Genomic DNA, 16,210 nt, shown 5'->3' on the forward strand with positions numbered 1-16,210 from the left:
CCAGCGCCTACAACCGCGAAGTGGGAAGCGTTATCCACAGCTGGCCTCCAGGATGATCCGCCCGCTGGAGCAGGGGGCGCCGTCATTCAGGAAGGCGAAATACAGTTTCTGGCGCTGGACGTCGAAGCGCAGGTTGAGCTGGATGCAGTCGCCGGGGCGCACCAGTTGCTGGAACTTCAGCACTTCCATGCCGGCGAAGCGGCCCGGCAGATCGAGCAACTGCTGACCCAGGGCCAGGGCCCAGTCCACTTGCACCACCCCCGGCAGCACCGGTGTGGCGGGGAAGTGCCCGCTGAAGTAGGCCAGGTCTGGTGGAATTGCCAGTTGCAGTTGCCATTCGTCGGCGTGCTGCACTTGCTCCAGCACTTCCGGGGCTTGTGGGCGTGGCGCCAGCAGCAGGGCCTGCACTTCGGCCTGGGGCAGCTTGCCCTGGTTGTTCAGGGGCATCTGCCGCAGCAGGCGCCAGCGCCGGGGCAGGGCCAGGGCTTCGCAATGCCCGGCCAGGTGCTGGCGCAGGGCCTGGGTCAGGTGGCGTCGGCCCTGGTTGCGCAGGGCATGCAGGCCGGACTCACTGAGTACCAGCAGGGCGCCAAGGTAGGCGCGGTTGTCTTCAATCACCCCCAGGCGTGCTTCCGCGACCCAGTCGTGCTGCTCCAGGGCCTGTTCGAGCATGGGCAGGGAGATGCGTTTTTCTTCCAGCTTGACGATGCGGTCCAGGCGGCCCAACAGCTCGAAACGGCCGTCGGCGGCGATGCGCGCGGCATCGGCCGTGTGTTCGACATGCCCGGGCGGCAGGTAGGGCGAGGCGATCAGCAGTGCGCCGTCGCTGTCCTGGCTCAGGTGCACCTCGGCAAAGGGCTGCCACAGCTCTGGCCCTTGGCGCCAGGCGATACCACCGGTTTCCGAACTGCCGAGGATCTCCGTCGGCCATTGCTGCAGGCGCTGTTGCAGCCCGCTGGCGGCCTCGGCAGGCAAGGCGCCGCCGGAGGAGAACACCCGGCGCACCGGGCTCAGGGCCGGCCAATCGAGGTTGTCGCCCATGCGCTTGAGCAGGGCCGGGCTGGCCACCCAGGCGAATGCCGGGCATTCGCGGCTGGCCCGTTGCAGGTCTTCGGGGAACGGCAATTGACGGCGCACGAAGGGACGCCCGGCGCACAGCGGCCAGAGCACGCGGAACAGCAGGCCATAGATGTGCTGGGTGGCGACGCTGCCGATGATCCAGGCCGGGCCCAGATCGGTGCCCCAGAGCTGTTCCAGGGCGCTGACCTCGTTGGCCAGCTGGCGCAGGTTTTTCTCGATGCGCTTGGGTTCGCCGCTGGAGCCTGAGGTGCACAGGCTCAGTTGGCAGGCGTCCAGGTCCAGCTCCGCCGGTTCCAGCGGCGCAGCCTGCAGTGGCTGCAAGGGCGGGTCCTGGTCGGTCAGCCACAGGTCGACGTCCGCCGCCCAGCGCTGGCGGGTCTGGGCCTGCAGGTCGGCGGGCAGCAACACACTGACCCCGGCGCGCCAGGCACCCAGCAGGGCTACGGCCAGGTCGACGGCATCTTCCAGGTGCAGCGCCAGGCGTCGCACGCCGCGCGCTTGCAAGGCCGCGGCCAGGCCCAGGGCCCGGGTCTGCAAGCCTTCCAGGTGGATATCGGGATGGGCGCTGACCACCCGCGGTGCTTGGGTCCTGAGCAATAGCCGCTCAAGGGCAATCCAGTTCATCTACGGCCTCGTACCCGTTGTCGTAAAAGCCACTCAATGGCAAACAGCAAACCCATCAGCCCGTAGGCGATCAGGCCGTTGTACAACGTCCACCAGCTCAGCGGCGCCCAGAGGGTCAGGGCCGCGGCGATTACTCCGTTACAAAGGAAAAACACACTCCAGGCGATGGTCACCTGGCGGGTATAACGTATGGCTTTTTCCGGCAGGTCCGGCTCGCCAAGGCGCGCCAGGCGCTCCGCCACCGGCGGGCCGTACTTCAGGCTCAGGCCGAACAGGCCGAGCATGAAGCTGCTGATCAGCACCGGGTACCAGCGCAGCAGCGCCGGGTGGTCGAACCACGCCAGCAGCAGGCAGAAGACGAGCGCCGCGGCTGCCATCCACAAGCTGCCGGGACGACGTTCCCCGGTCAGCGCCCGGGCCAGCCACAGGCCGCCCAGCAGCAGGCCGAATTGCCACGGAGCGAAGTGCTCCATACCGAAATACACCGCAAAGGGGTAAAGCAGGCCGGCCAGCAACAAGCCCAGGCCGATCAGCCGGCTCATGCGGCCGGCTGGACCAGACGGTAGACCGCCTCGACCACGTCATTGACGGTACGCACCGACTTGAATTCCTCGGCGGCGATTTTCTTGCCGGTCTGACGCTTGATGTGGTCGATCAGGTCGACGGCGTCGATGCTGTCGATTTCCAGGTCCTGGTACAGGTTGGAATCCAGGCTGATGCTGTCAGGCTCAAGCTCGAAGAGTTCGACCAGGGCATCGCGCAGGGTGTTGAAGATGTCGTCACGGGTTTGCATGGTCGGTTCTCAAGCTGCCTGTTTTGCAGTGACGAACGCCGCAAGGCTCGCCACGTTACTGAAGTGGTTGCGGGTGTCCTTGGCGTCGGCATCGATCTTGATGCCGTACTTTTTCTGGATCGCCAGCCCCAGTTCCAGGGCGTCCACCGAGTCCAGGCCGAGGCCTTCGCCGAACAGGGTCTGATCGTTGCCGATGTCCTGGGCACTGATGTCTTCGAGGCCCAGGGCGTCGATGATCAGCAGTTTGATTTCAAGCATCAGATCCGGGTGTGTATCGCTCATCTCTGGCGAGCTCCTTGATGAAATAGTGGTGCAAGTGCTCATTGAGCTTGCGCGACGCCTGAGGCGCGGGGCCTTGGGCGGCAAAGGTCTGTGGGTCTATATCGGCACCGACGTGAAAACTGAAGTGCACACGGCGTTGCGGAATGCGATACCAGGGCTCGGCCTTGGTCAGAGTGGTGGGGCTGACCTTGATCACCACCGGGGTAATGATTTTCGCACCCCGCAGGGCAATCGCCGCGGCCCCCCGATGAAAGGCGGGAGCGGCGCCCGGCTGGGTACGGGTGCCTTCGGGAAAGACGATCAGGGTCTGGCCTGCTTGCAGCGCCCCGGAGGCGCTGTCGAGCATGTCCATGCTGCCGTCGTTGCTGATGTACTGGGTGGCGCGCACCGGGCTGCGGGTGAAGGGGTTGTCCCACAGGCTTTGCTTCACCACGCAGTTGGCATCGCGCACCAGGCCGATCAGGAACACCACGTCGATCAGCGACGGGTGATTGGCAATGATCATCTGCCCCGGACGGCCGAGCAGGTGGGCGCCCTGGACTTCGTAGGTGAGCACGCCGCTCTTGGCCATGAAACGGATGAACAGCCAGAACAGCCGACTGACGGTCCGGCGTGCGCGCCGGCTATGGCTCGCGGCGTCGCCGGGCAGGCAGGCCAGGAGCGGGAAAATCACCAGGCGCAGGCACAAACCACCTATTCCGAACAGTGCAAAGCTCAGACCGGTGGCCAGCAGGCGCCAGTAGTAGGCATTGCGGCCCTTGGCGCTCAGTGGTTGCGTTGCCAGGTCCATACACGATTCATCCAGGCATGTTGGCAAAAGGTCTGCGAGCCGAGCAGGGTTCGCAGCAGGTTCAGGGCATGGGGCCACTGGGTCTTGGGGATTTGACTGTCGTGGCTGTCCAGGGACAGTTGCCAGTCGTCGCCTGGGGTCAGCAACAGGCCCAGGGCATAGGGAAACGGCACGTCGTCGATCCAGCTGGCGTAGGCCTCGGGCGGCTGTTCCTCGGTGATCACCAGCAGTACATGGGGAGCGCCGTCCGCCAGCAGGGTGGCGGCTTCCAGCAGGCCGTGTTCCAGGCCGTCGCCGGCGGCGGCCAGGGCAGTCATTTCACTGGTTTCGCCGCGCATGATCGACCACAGGCCGATCACCGCGTTGTGCACCGAGAGGCTGAACTGGGTGGGCGACAGCGGCTGCTCGGCGGCCAGGTCGCTGAGGATCTCGAAGGTTCGCGGGGTTTCGCCGTGCCGGGAAATGAACACCAGCGGCAATTGCTCGAGGCCTTCGGCCAGGGGCCAGCCAACGCTGAAAGCCATGCGCGCCAGGCGACTGAGACGGCGGCGCTGCATGGCGGGCAGAAAAGACACATCGGGAGCGGCATCGCTGCTCTCGGGCAGGGTCGGCTGACGGCTCCAGGCCTGCCAGGCGTCCACGCTTTCGAGCCCAGGGGCCCATGCACGCCATTGAGCGATGTTGAACTTGATCACTTGATTTCATCCCGCCCCTGCGGGCTTCCTTGACGCGGTGTATCGCTTCGATTGGCGATTGACCTGGATGACGCGAAGGCGTCAGTGGCGCGCATTATCCCGGTGCGACTGGCTTGTAGCAAATGCTGCTTGGGCTGTTGGTCGCAAAAGCGTCGAATCTGCCGCGATCATGGGTGTCTATTTGCCACTATCGAGTTTCCTTTGCGCCCCGATCCCTCGGCGCCGAGGCTTTGCGTCGCCTGTTCCAGGGGGGGCGGAGGTTGGGAAACTCTTGTGTTGCCGAGGTAGCTAACGGGCGCGCAGGACTACTACACTCGGTGATCTTTGATACACGGAGGTTTAGACATGCGGCGAGTGGTGTTCAATCAGAAAGGTGGCGTGGGCAAGTCCAGTATTGCCTGCAATCTGGCGGCGGTCAGCGCCAGCGAGGGGTATCGCACCTTGCTGGTGGATCTGGATGCCCAGGCCAACTCGACCCAGTACCTCACCGGCCTGACCGGCGATGACATTCCCATGGGCATTGCCGATTTCTTCAAGCAGACCCTGTCTTCCGGGCCCTTCTCGAAAAAGAACCAGGTGGATATCTACGAGACGCCGTTCGACAACCTGCATGTGGTGACCGCCACCGCCGAGTTGGCGGATCTGCAGCCCAAGCTTGAGGCCAAGCACAAGATCAACAAGCTGCGTAAGTTGCTGGACGAATTGGCCGAGGACTATGACCGGATCTATCTCGACACCCCGCCGGCCCTGAATTTCTATGCGGTTTCGGCGTTGATCGCCGCTGATCGGGTATTGATTCCTTTCGACTGCGACAGCTTCTCCCGTCAGGCGCTGTACGGCCTGCTGGCGGAGATCGAAGAGTTGAAGGAAGACCACAACGAGGACCTGCAGGTCGAGGGGATCGTGGTCAATCAGTTCCAGGCGCGGGCCAGCCTGCCGCAACAGATGCTCGACGAACTGATCAGCGAGGGGTTGCCGGTGCTGCCGGTGTACCTGGCCAGCTCGGTGCGCATGCGTGAATCCCACCAGGCCAGCCTGCCGCTGATCTATCTCGATTCGCGACACAAGCTGACCCAGCAATTCGTCGATCTGCACAACCTGCTGGAAAACGCCTGAACTCGGCGCCGCGGTGGCAGAAGTGCAAGTCTCCTGTCAGGGCGTGTTCAGATGCCCTGGCTGCGCAACCAGCCCAAGAGTTGCGGCAAGGGCAGGGCGCCGCTCTGGCGGGCCACTTCCCGGCCGTTCTTGAACAGGATCAGGCTGGGAATCGAGCGAATGCCCAATTGCCCCGAGAGCTGAGGGTTGGCTTCACTGTCCAGCTTGGCCAGCCGGCACTTGCCACTCAGTTGCGCGGCGGCCTGCGCAAAGATCGGCGCAAAGGATTTGCACGGTCCGCACCAGTCAGCCCACACATCCACCAGCAACGGCAGGTCGCCCTTGATCTGGCTGGCGTAGTCGCCCTGTTGCAAGTCAAAGGGTTTGCTCAGCAACACCTCACCCTTGCAGCGCCCGCACTTGGGCTGATCGCCCAGGCGCTCGCCGGGGATACGGTTCAGACCGTTGCAGTGCGGGCAGGGAATCAGCAGTGGCTCGGACATGGTTGGGCTCCGCAAACAGGGTAGAGCGCCTTAAATGGCGGCGCCCAAGGTGAATATCAAGTCGGCGCCGCCATGGCTTCACGTGCTGGGCGGGGCCAGCTCGACGCTGACCAGACGATCCATGGAGCGGCCGATGTAAAAGGTAAAGGGCCGGCCCAGGTCCATGGCCATGCCCTCGCACTTGCCCATGAAGCCTATGTGTTGCAACGGAGAAATCTCTCCATCCTCGTGGTACTGCAAGCCCAGGGAACCGACACTGAAGCCGACGCGGTCGGCCCGGCGATCCACTCGCGTGCCCCAGGAGGTCTTGATCGCGGACAGTTGGATGCGGTTGTCGAACAGCATCTGGTTGAGCGTGGGGTTGGCGAACCTGATGTTGCCGAACAAGAACTGCGCCGGTTCGCGCTTGTTGTCTTTCCACTCCAGATACACGTTGTAATCCCCTGGTCCGCTCCCGGCCTTGCTGCCCATCTGGCTGAACGGCATGCCCGGTGCCTGGAGGGTGGCCTGGTATTGGCAAAACGCCTCGTTGGGCGTGCCGGTGGCCGAGAGCTTGCCGCTGATCAATTCCTCCATCGAGTAATGAAACAGCACATCGGCGTATTTCACCGGCTCCAGCGCCAGCGAGAAGCGCCGCGGCAAGGCCATGGCTCTTTTGCGGTACTCGGGGTTGGTGTATTTCCCGATTTCCGGGGCGATCTCCAGAACGGCCTCGAAGGTGCCGGCTGCGCGCGCCTCGACAATCTCGCTGAACAGCTCCTGCAGGCGTTGGCGCTGGGTTTCGGGCACGGCGCTGTCCAGGCTGATATGCAGGGTCTTGTCGTCCTTGCGGTCCATCTCCAGGCCGATCTGGTCAGGCTCGATGCCGATCCCGGCGGCCATCTGAGTGATGGTTTCGGCGAAGTACGGCACGATCTGGGCCTGCTTGGGGTTACCCACGGTGTCCTGGAAGTGCAGGGTGAGGTAGGTCTGCTTGCAGCCGGTCAGCAGCATCAGCAGCAGGGCTGCGGTGTAGAGGCGTCGGTTCAATGGAGGTCCTTGTTGCGCAATGGCGCTTAGCGGTAGTCGACGCGGGTCAAGCGATCCAGGGTCCGGCCTATTTGAAAGGTGAATGGCCGACCCAGGGCCTGCATCTTTTGATCGCACAGCGCTTGCAGCTCGTCCTTGCGGGTGTCGAAGGGCAGGGCTGAGGTCAGGGTCTGGACACCGATGGAACCGATGACGATGGCGAATTCGTCAAGGGGCACCGGCGCGGGCTGGGTGCTTTTCGAGCTGGAAGGCCAGGCCTGGATGGTTTTTTGCTGCATGTGCCGGTTCAGGTCCGGGTCATCGAAATGCACCTTGAGCGGTACCTTGGCGATGCTGCCGCTGCGGGTCAGCAAGGAGATCAGGCCGCGCTCGCTGTTGTCCTGTTCAAGGGCTTCGTAGCCGATCAATTTCAAGCGCGTGGGCATTGTCAGGTGTGCGGTGATCTTGCAACTGACCGGGCCTTCGATTTCGCTGCGGTTGACGATGGCACGCAGGCTGTCGTCGTAGCTGCGGTCCAGCAGCATCTCGAACGTCGGGTCGAACTTGAGGGTGGCATCGATGCTGTCCGGCAGGCCGCTGGGGCCGGATGGGGTAACGCTGGCCTGGGCGTTGTCCAACTCCAGGTGCAGGTTCATGGAGCTGGCATTGCGCGCGCGGGTGACCTGCTCGAAGACGGCCTTGAGGCGGCCCCGTTGTTCCGGGCTCAGGGAGTAGTCCAGCAGGCGCAGGTGGATCACTTTGTCATCCTCCTTGTCGCGCTCCAGGGCGATGGCATCCGGGTCCAGGCCCTGGGCGCTGAGCGCCGTGTAAATACTCTGCTTGTACGCCTCGTGCACCAACTGGTCGGAGAATTGCGGGCCGGCCTTGGGATCGGAGCGCACCGAGTCCTGGAAGTGCAGGGTGGCGAAGTCTTCCTTGCACCCGGTCAGCCAGAGCAGCAGGGGTAACAGCAGCAGGTAGCGAGTTTTCATGGTGGACTCTTGCAGGGCATCGACGGGGTTAGTGGCAGGGGCGAGCGGTGAAAGTGGCAGCCAGGCCTTCTGTGTGTCATTGGGCCAGGCGATGCCCGTTGAGGGCGATGACCACGGCGAACTTCTTGGCGATCACCACTTCGGCCTGGTTCTTGGTGGTCAGGAAATTTTCCATCGGGTAGGGGAATTCCACGGGGATGCCGCCGATCGACATGTGCTTCAGCGTCTGGGACTGCAGCTCGATGCTGTCGCTCCCGGCGCCGCCGCCAATCAGGTAGACGTGGTCGCTGACCGGCTGGTAAGACATGCCGCCGCGGCCCTGGATTCGCTGCAGGCTGGCGGTCTGTTTGGCCAGTTCGTCCAGTTCGACCTGGGTGATGGTGCGGTGCGGTTTGCCGTGCAGGCGCAGGTCCTGCAGGTTCATGCGGTACTTGGCGCGGCGGCTCAGGTAGATGATCGCCGACACCAGGCCAATGGCGGTGAAGACTCCGGCGACCAGGGTCAGGAACAGGTTCATGCGCATCCTTGCAGGTACTGGAAATCAGGGTTGCGCATTATCCGTATCCGCTGTCGACGGGTCCATGCGCAATCTTGTGTTTGGCGTTTTTGTGCACGACGGCTGAGGCGTTGGTCGAAGCTCATGAGTCCGTCGCAATCGCTCACACACTGCTCGGCAAGCCCGTTCGTTGGCTGTCTAGGCTTGAAGCACGTGAGCACCGCTGGACTGGCCGCGGATATAGCATCTTGAGATATCTAATGCTCGCATCTAACGTTAATAGCACTATGCGATAGGGACATTGCATGCACATCGTCACCGCAAAACGTATCCGGCAGGCCAAGGAGCAATGGCCGCAAGTCGCGCGGGCGCTGGATACCTGGTATCGCAAGGCCAAAGGCGCCAGGCCGGCTGATTTCGCCGACATGAAGGCCTTGTTCCCGGCGCTAGACAAGGTCGGGGGCTTTCATGTTTTCGACCTTGGCGGCAACAAACTGAGGCTGATCGCAATCGTGCGCTATGGGGGGCAGCGCCTCTATATCAGGCATGTGCTGGATCACGGCGAATACGACAAGGGGCTGTGGAAGGAGGAATCACAATGAGTCTTCAGGTTAAGCAAGCGGCGGAGCACTGGCCGTTCGTTGCGCCCATATTGCGCAAACCCAAGAGCGAGGCCGATTACGACGCGCTGGCCCTGGCACTCGATGAGCTGTTGGACATCATGGGCGAAGACGAATCGCACCCACTGGCTTCGCTGGTGGACATCATGGGTGACTGGATCGAGGCCTACGACGAAGAGCACCATCCGATGCCGGCGGTCAGCGCAGTGGAGGTTCTACGTTCGTTGATGCGTGAACATGGCCTGACTCAAAGCGACCTGCCCGGGGTGGGCGCGCAGTCGGTGGTCTCGGAAGTACTCAGCGGCAAGCGCCAGCTCAACCTGCGGCAGATCCGCTGGCTGGCCGAGCGCTTCAAGCTGTCGATGGAGACCTTCGCCTGAGTCAGGACGAGCAGCTGATTTCCAGGTGCTTGCCCCACTCTGGCGGACGTTCGGCATACCCTTGCATGCCCTCTTGCTCCTCAAAAGGCCGGCTCAGCACCTGATGCAGGCGACGCACCTCCGAGTAATCGCCTGACTCGGCGGCATCGATGGCCTTCTGCGCCAGATAGTTGCGCAGGATGTACAGCGGGTTGACCGCGTGCATGCGCTCCCGGCGCAGGTCCTGGCCCTGGAGCGGATCGCGGGCGACCCGTTGCCGATATTGCTCGGCCCAGGCATCGAAGCCGTCGCGGTCGACGAAATCGTCCCGCAGCCGGGCCAGCGCCTGGTCCGGCGCTTGCTCCCCCAGGCGGCGGAAGAACAGGCTGTAGTCGACGCCGCTGTTCTGCATCAGTTGCAGCAGGCGTTCCACCAGCTTCTGGTCGTCGTCCTCGGCCTGAGTGAAGCCCAGGCGCCGACGCATCAGGTCCAGGTAATGGGCCTGGTACAACGGCAGGAACAGGCCCAGGGCCTCACGCAGCGCCTCGACGCTGATGAATGGCGTCAGGGCCTGGGCCAGGGCGCTGAGGTTCCACTGGCCGACGGGCACCTGGTTGCTGAAGGAGTAGCGGCCCTGGTCATCGGAGTGGTTGCAGATGAAGTGGGCGTCGAAATCATCGAGAAAGGCGAACGGGCCGAAGTCGAAGGTGATGCCCAGGATCGACATGTTGTCGGTGTTCATCACCCCGTGGCAGAAACCGTAGGCCTGCCATTTGGCGATCAGTTCGGCGTTGCGTTCGACGATCTCGCGGAACATCGCCAGATAGGGTTCAGGCTGCTCCAGGCACTCGGGGAAATGCAGGGCCAGCACATGCTCTCCCAACTGCTTCTGCTGTTCGGGTTTCTTGGTGTAGTAGAAGTACTCGAAATGCCCGAAGCGGACATGGCTCGGCGCCAGGCGCAGGACCATCGCCCCGCGTTCCTGTTTCTCGCGCCATACCGGGGTGTCCGAGCCGATCACGCACAGGGCGCGGCTGCTGGGGATGCCCAGGGCATGCAGGGCCTCGGAGGCGAGGAATTCACGGATCGACGAGCGCAATACGGCACGTCCATCGCCCATGCGGGAATACGGCGTCTGCCCGGCGCCCTTCAGGTGCAGGTCCCAGTGTTCTCCCGCCTGGTTGTAGACCTCGCCCAGTAGCAGTCCGCGACCGTCCCCCAGTTGCGGGTTGTAGGAACCGAACTGATGCCCGGAATAGACCATGGCCCGGGGCTCGGCCTCGGCCCACAGCTTGTGCCCGCCGAACAGTTCGGCGAACACCGGGCTTTCGGCCACGGCCGGGTCCAGGTCCAGCAGCGCCATGGCCGCCGGGCTGGCGGCCACCAGCCTGGGGTTGTCGAGGGGTTCGGGCAGTACGTGGGTCGAGAAGGCGTCGCCCAGGCGGGCGAAGCGGTTGTCGAAGGTCAGTTCGTCGAGGGCTTTCAACGGCCATCTCCCAGCAGAATGTCCGAGCATTCTGCTAGGGATAGGGGCCTTAGTCGAGTTTGCCGGGCGGCGGTTCCTGCAGCGGCTTGCCCCCGGGCACCGGGACGATGGTCTTGGCCTCCGGCTCGATGGGCACCATCTTGTATTCCTGGCCGTGGAGGTTTTTCAGGTAGACCTCCATCTGCCGGAACGAGATGTTGATGTGCTGCTTCTTGAACTCGCGGTTGATGAAGCGGTTGACCTCGTCCACCACCGGGTTGCGGTCCCCCAGCTCGCGCACGTGCATGCGCAGTTCGTGGTCCAGGGTGCTTTCACCGAAGTTGAGGAAGTACACCTGAGGCTCCGGTTCCTTGAGCACCCGCGGGTTGTCCCGGGCGGCTTTGAGCAGCAGCTCCTTGACCAGGTCCAGGTCCGAGCCGTAGTCGACGCCGAGCTTGAGGGTCACCCGGGTCACGGTGTCGGTCAGCGACCAGTTGATCAGTTGCCCAGTGATGAAGGTCTGGTTGGGGACGATGATGTCCTTGCGGTCGAAGTCGGTGATGGTGGTGGCGCGGATGCGGATCTTGCTCACCGTGCCCGACAGGTTGCCGATGGTGATGGTGTCGCCGATGCGCACCGGCCGCTCGAACAGGATGATGATGCCGGAGATGAAGTTGGCGAAGATCGCCTGCATGCCGAAACCCAAACCCACCGACAAGGCCGCCACCAGCCACTGCAGCTTGTCCCAACTGACGCCGAGGGTGGCCAGGGTCGAGACGAAACCTATTCCGGCAATGGCGTAGGACAGCAGGGTGGTGGTGGCGTAGGCGCTGCCCTGGGCCAGATTCAGCTTGGACAGCACCAGCACTTCCAAGAGGCCTGGCAGGTTGCGCGCCAGGGCTAGGGTGATGCCGACAATGATCAGCGCACCGATCACGTCGCCGATGCTGATGGGCACCATGCTCATGTTGGCGCCGGTGCCGCTGGTGTATTCGTAGAGGGTGATGTTGTCCAGGTAGGAGAACACCGTGATCAGATCCGACCAGACCCAGTACAGCGCGGCGATGAAGCCGCCCAGCAGGGCCAGGCGGATCAGGCGCAGGGATTGTTCGTTGACCTTCTCGATGTCCATGGTCGGCTCTTCGACCACCGCGTCGCCGCTTTCCCCGGCTTCCTTGGCCGCCTGGCGTTTGCTCAGGGCCCGCTGGTAGGCCAGGCGCCGTGCTGCAACGCCGAGTCCGCGGACGAAGGTAGCCTCGATCACCAGCCAGAACATCAGCAGGTACAGGGTGTTGATCAGGCGGTCGCTGAGCTTCAGCGCGGTGTAGTAGTAGCCGAAGCACACGGCGATGAACAAGGCGATTGGCAGCAGGGTGAATAGCAGGCCCAACGCCTTGCGGAACAACGAGGCATTCTCGTGGGCCGGGCTGCTCAGCAACAGGCGGCTCAGCAGCCAGGCCATCAGCCCGTAGCAGGTCAGCACCACGGCGATGCCGAGCACGTCATCGGCCAGGGCTGCGGGCTGGTGCTCGGCCACCGCCACCACGGCCACCAGCGCCAGGACCACCAGCCCCAGGCGCCGGACCCAGCCCTGGAGGAATTCCACCTGGGGTTTTTCCCAGCGGAAATGCAGTTCGGCCACGCCGCCGGGGGCGAGTATCCGATAGGCGGTGTAGAACACCAGCCAGGCCTGGGCGATCTGCAGCAGCGCCGCACCGAGGTTGGCGTTCTGCCCCCGGGCATCGATCTGCAGGGCATAGCCGCACAGCGCCAGGGCCAGGGTGACCGGCATCGCCAGAAGAATGTTCACCAGGATCGCCAGGGGCGTGTGCCACTGGCTGTCGCGTTTGAAGTGGCCGATGTCCTTGTGCACCTTGTTCAGGCGCGCATAGAGGTTCTTGCGCCGCCACAGCAGGGCGCCGATCAGCAGCGCCAGGGGCAGGAACAGCAGCGGCCGCTGCGCCAGACCGTCGGTCAGCTCACTGAGGCTGGAGGCCCAGGGCAGGGTGGTGATCTGTTTCTCCAGGCGCTGAGGGACGTCCTGCAGCCACTCGGCGTCCAGAGGCTTGTTGCTGGGAATCCAGAACATCTGCTCGTCGAGGGTCGCCCGCAGGCTCTGGGACGTGCTCAACAGTTGTTTCTGGTTCAGTTGCAGGGTGATGGATTCATTGAGCAGGGCGCTGAGCTCGCGGTTCAGGCGCTCCAGCAGATCGACGCGGGTCATGGCCAGCTCGATCAGGGTCCGGCGCAGTTGCGGCGTGACCTGCTCCGGCGGCTGGCTCTTGAGCAGGTTATCGACATAGGTGCTGGGGCTGCCCAGCAATTCGCGCTGCTGGTTGACCTCGAATTGATAAAGGCGGATATCGGCGATTTCGTCCGCCAGGTCGCGATCCAGCTTCAGGCGTGGCAAGGCCTGTTTCTGCTTGTAGAGAATCTTCGACAGCAGCAGGCTGCCCTTGAGCACGTTGATCTGCTCGTCCAGGGCCGCGTCGCTTTGGGTCACGCTGTCCAGTTGCTGTCGGGTCTGCAGGTTCTGCTGGGTCAGTTCGTTGAGGCGGTCGGTGCTCTTGAGCAGGTAGTCGGAGAGCTTGAGGTTGGTGGCGCTTTCGGTGGTCAGCAGGCTGCTGCTGCCGGCCTTCTGCGCCTCGATGGACTGCTGGGTCACGGTTTCCTGGGACTGGGCCAGGCGCTTCTGGTTGATCAGGGTTTGCAGATCCTGGATTTCCTGCTCCAGGCGCGCGGTCTTTTCCATCAGCAGGTCATGCTGGCTGCTGCCCAGGTCCTGCAACTGGCTGTTGCCCGCCAGTTCCTGGCGGCGCAGGGGAATCAGGGCGTTGATCGCCGCCAGTTCGGCATTCAGCAGATTGCGTTGATCGGCGCCGAGCAGCTTGCCGCCGTCCTTGCCGGACTTGAGTGCGGCGTTGATCTGCAGGATGCGGGTCTGGCTGCTGCTGATTTCCGCCTGGGCCCGTTCGGGACGGGTCTGGGCGGTGATGGTCAGGGTGTTGGCGTCGGCCAGGGCCTTTTGCAGCTCGCCTTGCAAGGTGGTGCGTTCGCTCAGCAGTTGCTCCAGTTGCGACACCGCCAGCGAGCCATAGCGCTGGGCCACCGGTACGACTTTACTGGCCTTCAGGCGTGCCAGCTCGCGCTGGTTTTCCGTGGTCTGGCGCGGCGCGTTGCTCAATTGCTGGCGCAGGTCGTTGAGGCGTCGCTCGTAGTCCTGCTTGTTGTTCAGGTGATTCAGGGTGTTTTGCAGCAGGGTCTGCAGGGCCTTCTGATCGGCTTCCGGCAATTTGCGTTCGGCGATCTTGTCCAGGCTTTGCTGGACCGACTCGGCACTGGGCGGATCGCCGCCCTGTGCGGCGCCGACAGAGAGACTCAGGCCCAGCAGGGCAACAGCGAAAAATTTACGCAAGTTAGGCATATGAAGTCGGTCAAGCAACTAGAAATGGGGGGGACGCGTCGCGACCAGGTCTGACGCGCTCCGCAGTTTAGAGGAAGAGGCCGGGGCCGGGGCGACTTCCTTCGGGGAATCTGACGCCCACTTTGCCGATCTTGTTCCCGTCCATCACCGCCACGGTCCAGATGGTGTTGTTCCACTCCACCTGGTCGCCGACCACCGGTGCACCGCCGACCTTCTGGGCGATGAACGCGCCCAGGGGCATGTCCGCGTCCTGGCCGTCGAGCTTGAGCCCGTAGAGCGCCGACACCGCGCCCAGCTGGGCGTCGCCTTCAAGAACGAAGTCGCCGAAGAAGCGCAGGTCCAGCCCGCGCTCCGGCGCCTGGCTGAAGAGTTTGCCCAGGGCTGGAAGGTTGTGTTCATGGCCGATCACGCACAGCAGGTCATCGGCCTCAAGCACGGTACTACCCGACGGATGGAGCAGTTGCTGGCCGCGAAACAGGGCCGCGATCCGTGTGCCTTCGGGCATTTTCAGCTCCCGCAGGGCGGCGCCGATGCACCATTTTTCCGCCCCCAGGCGGTAGACGAACAGTTCCCACTCGCTGGTGACGTGAACCTCCAGGGCCGCCCGGGAAATCGGTGCTGGCTCCGGCGGCACCGTGACCTTGAGCCACTTGGCCACCCACGGCAGGCTGGTGCCCTGGACCAGCAGCGAGATCAGCACGATAAAGAACGCCAGGTTGAAGTACAGCTGGGCGTTGGGCAGCCCGGCCATCAACGGGAACACCGCGAGAATGATCGGCACCGCGCCACGCAGGCCGACCCAGGAGATAAAGGCCTTTTCCCGGCCGTGGAAGGCCTTGAACGGCGCCAGGCCCACCAGCACCGACAGCGGCCGGGCGAACAGGATCATCCACAGCGCCAGGCCCAGGGCCGGCAGGGCGATGGGCAGCAGATCGTGTGGGGTGACCAGCAGCCCCAGCACCAGGAACATGCCGATCTGTGCCAGCCAGGCCATGCCGTCGAGCATGTGCAGGATGCCGTGGCGGCTGCGCACCGGGCGGTTGCCGATCACCAGGCCGCACAGGTACACGGCGAGGAAACCGCTACCGTGCAGGGCGTTGGTCAGGGCGAACACCACCAGACCGCCGGCCACCACCAGGATCGGGTACAGGCCGTTGGCCAGATGAATGCGATTGACCAGTTGCAGCATCAGCCAGCCGCCCCCCAGGCCGATTAACGCGCCGATACCGAATTCGCGGATCAGTTCCCCCAGCAGGCTCCAGTGCAAGCCGGTGTGGCCCTTGGCGAGCATGTCGATCAGGGTCACGGTGAGAAACACCGCCATCGGGTCGTTACTGCCGGACTCAATCTCCAGGGTGGCGGTGACCCGCTCGTTGAGGCCCTTGCCCCCCAGCAGGGAGAACACCGCCGCGGCGTCGGTGGAGCCGACGATGGCACCGATCAGCAGCCCTTGGATCAGGTTCAGGTCGAACAGCCAGGCGGCAGCCATGCCGGTCAGCCCAGTGGTAATCAACACCCCCACCGTGGCCAGGGACAGCGCCGGCCACAGGGCCACGCGGAAACTCGCGACCCGGGTGCGCAGGCCGCCGTCCAGCAGGATCACGGCCAGGGCCAGGTTGCCCACCAGGTAGGCGGTCGGGTAGTTGTTGAAGATGATGCCGCCGCCGTCGACTCCGGCGCTCATGCCCACGGCGAGGATGATCACCAGGATCGGGATGCCGAGACGGGATGAAAGTGAGCTCACCAGAATGCTCGCACCTACCAGCAACGCGCCGATCAAGAACAGGCTGTTGATGGTCGTCGCATTCAAAGGCAGTACTCCAGAGCGAAAAAGGCGGGCGCAAACTGACCATGCAGTCTGCGTGCCAGCGATTCTAACCTGTTGAAATGCGCCACTGTCAAAAAGCTTTTGATGACAGTGGCGGATTTTTCTGGTGTGAATTCCGGCGCCGATTTACCGGCGTGTTGCGGGGCTGGCGAGCGG

At 63.6% G+C, this 16,210-nt stretch carries 16 protein-coding genes; 3 read left to right on the top strand and 13 right to left on the bottom strand.

What is annotated here, in order from left to right; genetic code table 11:
- Positions 1 to 30: 30 nt before the first annotated feature.
- From ACMGF8_RS07380 to ACMGF8_RS07405, 6 genes are read right to left on the bottom strand one after another with little or no spacing between them, the layout of a single operon-like run.
- Positions 31 to 1,704: an AMP-binding protein gene (locus ACMGF8_RS07380; protein WP_416759151.1), complete on the bottom strand. Its 1,674-nt coding sequence runs from the start codon at positions 1,702 to 1,704 to the stop codon at positions 31 to 33.
- Positions 1,701 to 2,246, bottom strand: a complete 546-nt coding sequence (locus ACMGF8_RS07385) for a hypothetical protein (RefSeq protein WP_102862827.1) — start codon at positions 2,244 to 2,246, stop codon at positions 1,701 to 1,703. The genes ACMGF8_RS07380 and ACMGF8_RS07385 overlap by 4 nt, the downstream gene beginning before the upstream one ends.
- Positions 2,243 to 2,497 carry an acyl carrier protein gene (locus ACMGF8_RS07390; protein WP_016962653.1) on the bottom strand — a complete coding sequence of 85 codons (255 nt, stop codon included), beginning with the start codon at positions 2,495 to 2,497 and terminating at the stop codon, positions 2,243 to 2,245. Before ACMGF8_RS07390 ends, ACMGF8_RS07385 begins: the two co-directional genes overlap by 4 nt.
- Before the next feature lie 9 nt (positions 2,498 to 2,506).
- Entirely contained in the window at positions 2,507 to 2,779 is a 273-nt protein-coding gene (locus ACMGF8_RS07395; RefSeq protein ID WP_011058851.1) for a phosphopantetheine-binding protein, read from the bottom strand.
- Complete coding sequence (locus ACMGF8_RS07400; protein WP_102862828.1) at positions 2,748 to 3,569, bottom strand: lysophospholipid acyltransferase family protein; 822 nt, start codon at positions 3,567 to 3,569, stop codon at positions 2,748 to 2,750. Before ACMGF8_RS07400 ends, ACMGF8_RS07395 begins: the two co-directional genes overlap by 32 nt.
- Entirely contained in the window at positions 3,545 to 4,264 is a 720-nt protein-coding gene (locus tag ACMGF8_RS07405; protein ID WP_115581452.1) for a beta-ketoacyl synthase chain length factor, read from the bottom strand. Before ACMGF8_RS07405 ends, ACMGF8_RS07400 begins: the two co-directional genes overlap by 25 nt.
- 345 nt (positions 4,265 to 4,609) lie before the next feature.
- Here ACMGF8_RS07405 and ACMGF8_RS07410 point away from each other — a divergent pair, with 345 nt between their 5' ends.
- Positions 4,610 to 5,380, top strand: a complete 771-nt coding sequence (locus ACMGF8_RS07410; RefSeq protein ID WP_102862830.1) for a ParA family protein — start codon at positions 4,610 to 4,612, stop codon at positions 5,378 to 5,380.
- A gap of 47 nt (positions 5,381 to 5,427) precedes the next feature.
- Here ACMGF8_RS07410 and trxC read toward each other — a convergent pair whose 3' ends face one another.
- From trxC to ACMGF8_RS07430, 4 genes are all read right to left on the bottom strand, one after another.
- A complete protein-coding gene (gene trxC / locus ACMGF8_RS07415) occupies positions 5,428 to 5,862 on the bottom strand; it encodes a thioredoxin TrxC (RefSeq protein WP_102862831.1) in 435 nt (144 codons plus the stop codon).
- A 78-nt stretch (positions 5,863 to 5,940) separates the two neighbouring features.
- Complete coding sequence (locus ACMGF8_RS07420; protein WP_250329925.1) at positions 5,941 to 6,891, bottom strand: hypothetical protein; 951 nt, start codon at positions 6,889 to 6,891, stop codon at positions 5,941 to 5,943.
- Positions 6,892 to 6,917: 26 nt separating this feature from the next.
- Positions 6,918 to 7,862 carry a hypothetical protein gene (locus ACMGF8_RS07425; protein ID WP_102862833.1) on the bottom strand — a complete coding sequence of 315 codons (945 nt, stop codon included), beginning with the start codon at positions 7,860 to 7,862 and terminating at the stop codon, positions 6,918 to 6,920.
- Positions 7,863 to 7,938: 76 nt separating this feature from the next.
- Positions 7,939 to 8,379 (bottom strand): IgaA/UmoB family intracellular growth attenuator, encoded by a 441-nt coding sequence (locus ACMGF8_RS07430; RefSeq protein ID WP_115581454.1) that lies wholly within the window; start codon positions 8,377 to 8,379, stop codon positions 7,939 to 7,941.
- Between the two features lie 284 nt (positions 8,380 to 8,663).
- Here ACMGF8_RS07430 and ACMGF8_RS07435 point away from each other — a divergent pair, with 284 nt between their 5' ends.
- The gene (locus tag ACMGF8_RS07435; protein ID WP_416759156.1) at positions 8,664 to 8,960 is read left to right on the top strand and encodes a type II toxin-antitoxin system HigB family toxin; all 297 of its coding nucleotides are present in this window, start codon (positions 8,664 to 8,666) and stop codon (positions 8,958 to 8,960) included.
- Complete coding sequence (locus tag ACMGF8_RS07440; RefSeq protein ID WP_102862836.1) at positions 8,957 to 9,358, top strand: helix-turn-helix domain-containing protein; 402 nt, start codon at positions 8,957 to 8,959, stop codon at positions 9,356 to 9,358. Before ACMGF8_RS07435 ends, ACMGF8_RS07440 begins: the two co-directional genes overlap by 4 nt.
- A 1-nt stretch (position 9,359) precedes the next feature.
- On the opposite strand, the gene selO is transcribed toward ACMGF8_RS07440, so the two are convergent.
- From selO to ACMGF8_RS07455, 3 genes are all read right to left on the bottom strand, one after another.
- Positions 9,360 to 10,823: a protein adenylyltransferase SelO gene (gene selO, locus ACMGF8_RS07445; protein WP_416759158.1), complete on the bottom strand. Its 1,464-nt coding sequence runs from the start codon at positions 10,821 to 10,823 to the stop codon at positions 9,360 to 9,362.
- Between the two features lie 49 nt (positions 10,824 to 10,872).
- On the bottom strand, positions 10,873 to 14,226 hold the full coding sequence (mscK, locus tag ACMGF8_RS07450) for a mechanosensitive channel MscK (RefSeq protein ID WP_305949298.1): 3,354 nt from the start codon (positions 14,224 to 14,226) through the stop codon (positions 10,873 to 10,875).
- A 67-nt stretch (positions 14,227 to 14,293) separates the two neighbouring features.
- Positions 14,294 to 16,036 (bottom strand): potassium/proton antiporter, encoded by a 1,743-nt coding sequence (locus ACMGF8_RS07455; protein WP_416759160.1) that lies wholly within the window; start codon positions 16,034 to 16,036, stop codon positions 14,294 to 14,296.
- Positions 16,037 to 16,210 lie beyond the last annotated feature (174 nt).

This window comes from Pseudomonas sp. BNK-7, from assembly GCF_048072025.1.
Classification (GTDB): Bacteria; Pseudomonadota; Gammaproteobacteria; order Pseudomonadales; family Pseudomonadaceae; genus Aquipseudomonas; species Aquipseudomonas danubii.

Excerpts from the sequence above, each read along its gene's own strand:
- ACMGF8_RS07435 (WP_416759156.1), top strand. The coding sequence starts at position 8,664 with ATGCACATCGTCACCGCAAAACGTATCCGGCAGGCCAAGGAGCAATGG.
- ACMGF8_RS07380 (WP_416759151.1), bottom strand. The coding sequence starts at position 1,704 with ATGAACTGGATTGCCCTTGAGCGGCTATTGCTCAGGACCCAAGCACCG.
- ACMGF8_RS07390 (WP_016962653.1), bottom strand. The coding sequence starts at position 2,497 with ATGCAAACCCGTGACGACATCTTCAACACCCTGCGCGATGCCCTGGTC.
- ACMGF8_RS07430 (WP_115581454.1), bottom strand. The coding sequence starts at position 8,379 with ATGAACCTGTTCCTGACCCTGGTCGCCGGAGTCTTCACCGCCATTGGC.
- ACMGF8_RS07385 (WP_102862827.1), bottom strand. The coding sequence starts at position 2,246 with ATGAGCCGGCTGATCGGCCTGGGCTTGTTGCTGGCCGGCCTGCTTTAC.
- ACMGF8_RS07400 (WP_102862828.1), bottom strand. The coding sequence starts at position 3,569 with ATGGACCTGGCAACGCAACCACTGAGCGCCAAGGGCCGCAATGCCTAC.
- ACMGF8_RS07440 (WP_102862836.1), top strand. The coding sequence starts at position 8,957 with ATGAGTCTTCAGGTTAAGCAAGCGGCGGAGCACTGGCCGTTCGTTGCG.
- trxC (WP_102862831.1), bottom strand. The coding sequence starts at position 5,862 with ATGTCCGAGCCACTGCTGATTCCCTGCCCGCACTGCAACGGTCTGAAC.
- ACMGF8_RS07425 (WP_102862833.1), bottom strand. The coding sequence starts at position 7,862 with ATGAAAACTCGCTACCTGCTGCTGTTACCCCTGCTGCTCTGGCTGACC.
- mscK (WP_305949298.1), bottom strand. The coding sequence starts at position 14,226 with ATGCCTAACTTGCGTAAATTTTTCGCTGTTGCCCTGCTGGGCCTGAGT.
- ACMGF8_RS07395 (WP_011058851.1), bottom strand. The coding sequence starts at position 2,779 with ATGAGCGATACACACCCGGATCTGATGCTTGAAATCAAACTGCTGATC.
- ACMGF8_RS07410 (WP_102862830.1), top strand. The coding sequence starts at position 4,610 with ATGCGGCGAGTGGTGTTCAATCAGAAAGGTGGCGTGGGCAAGTCCAGT.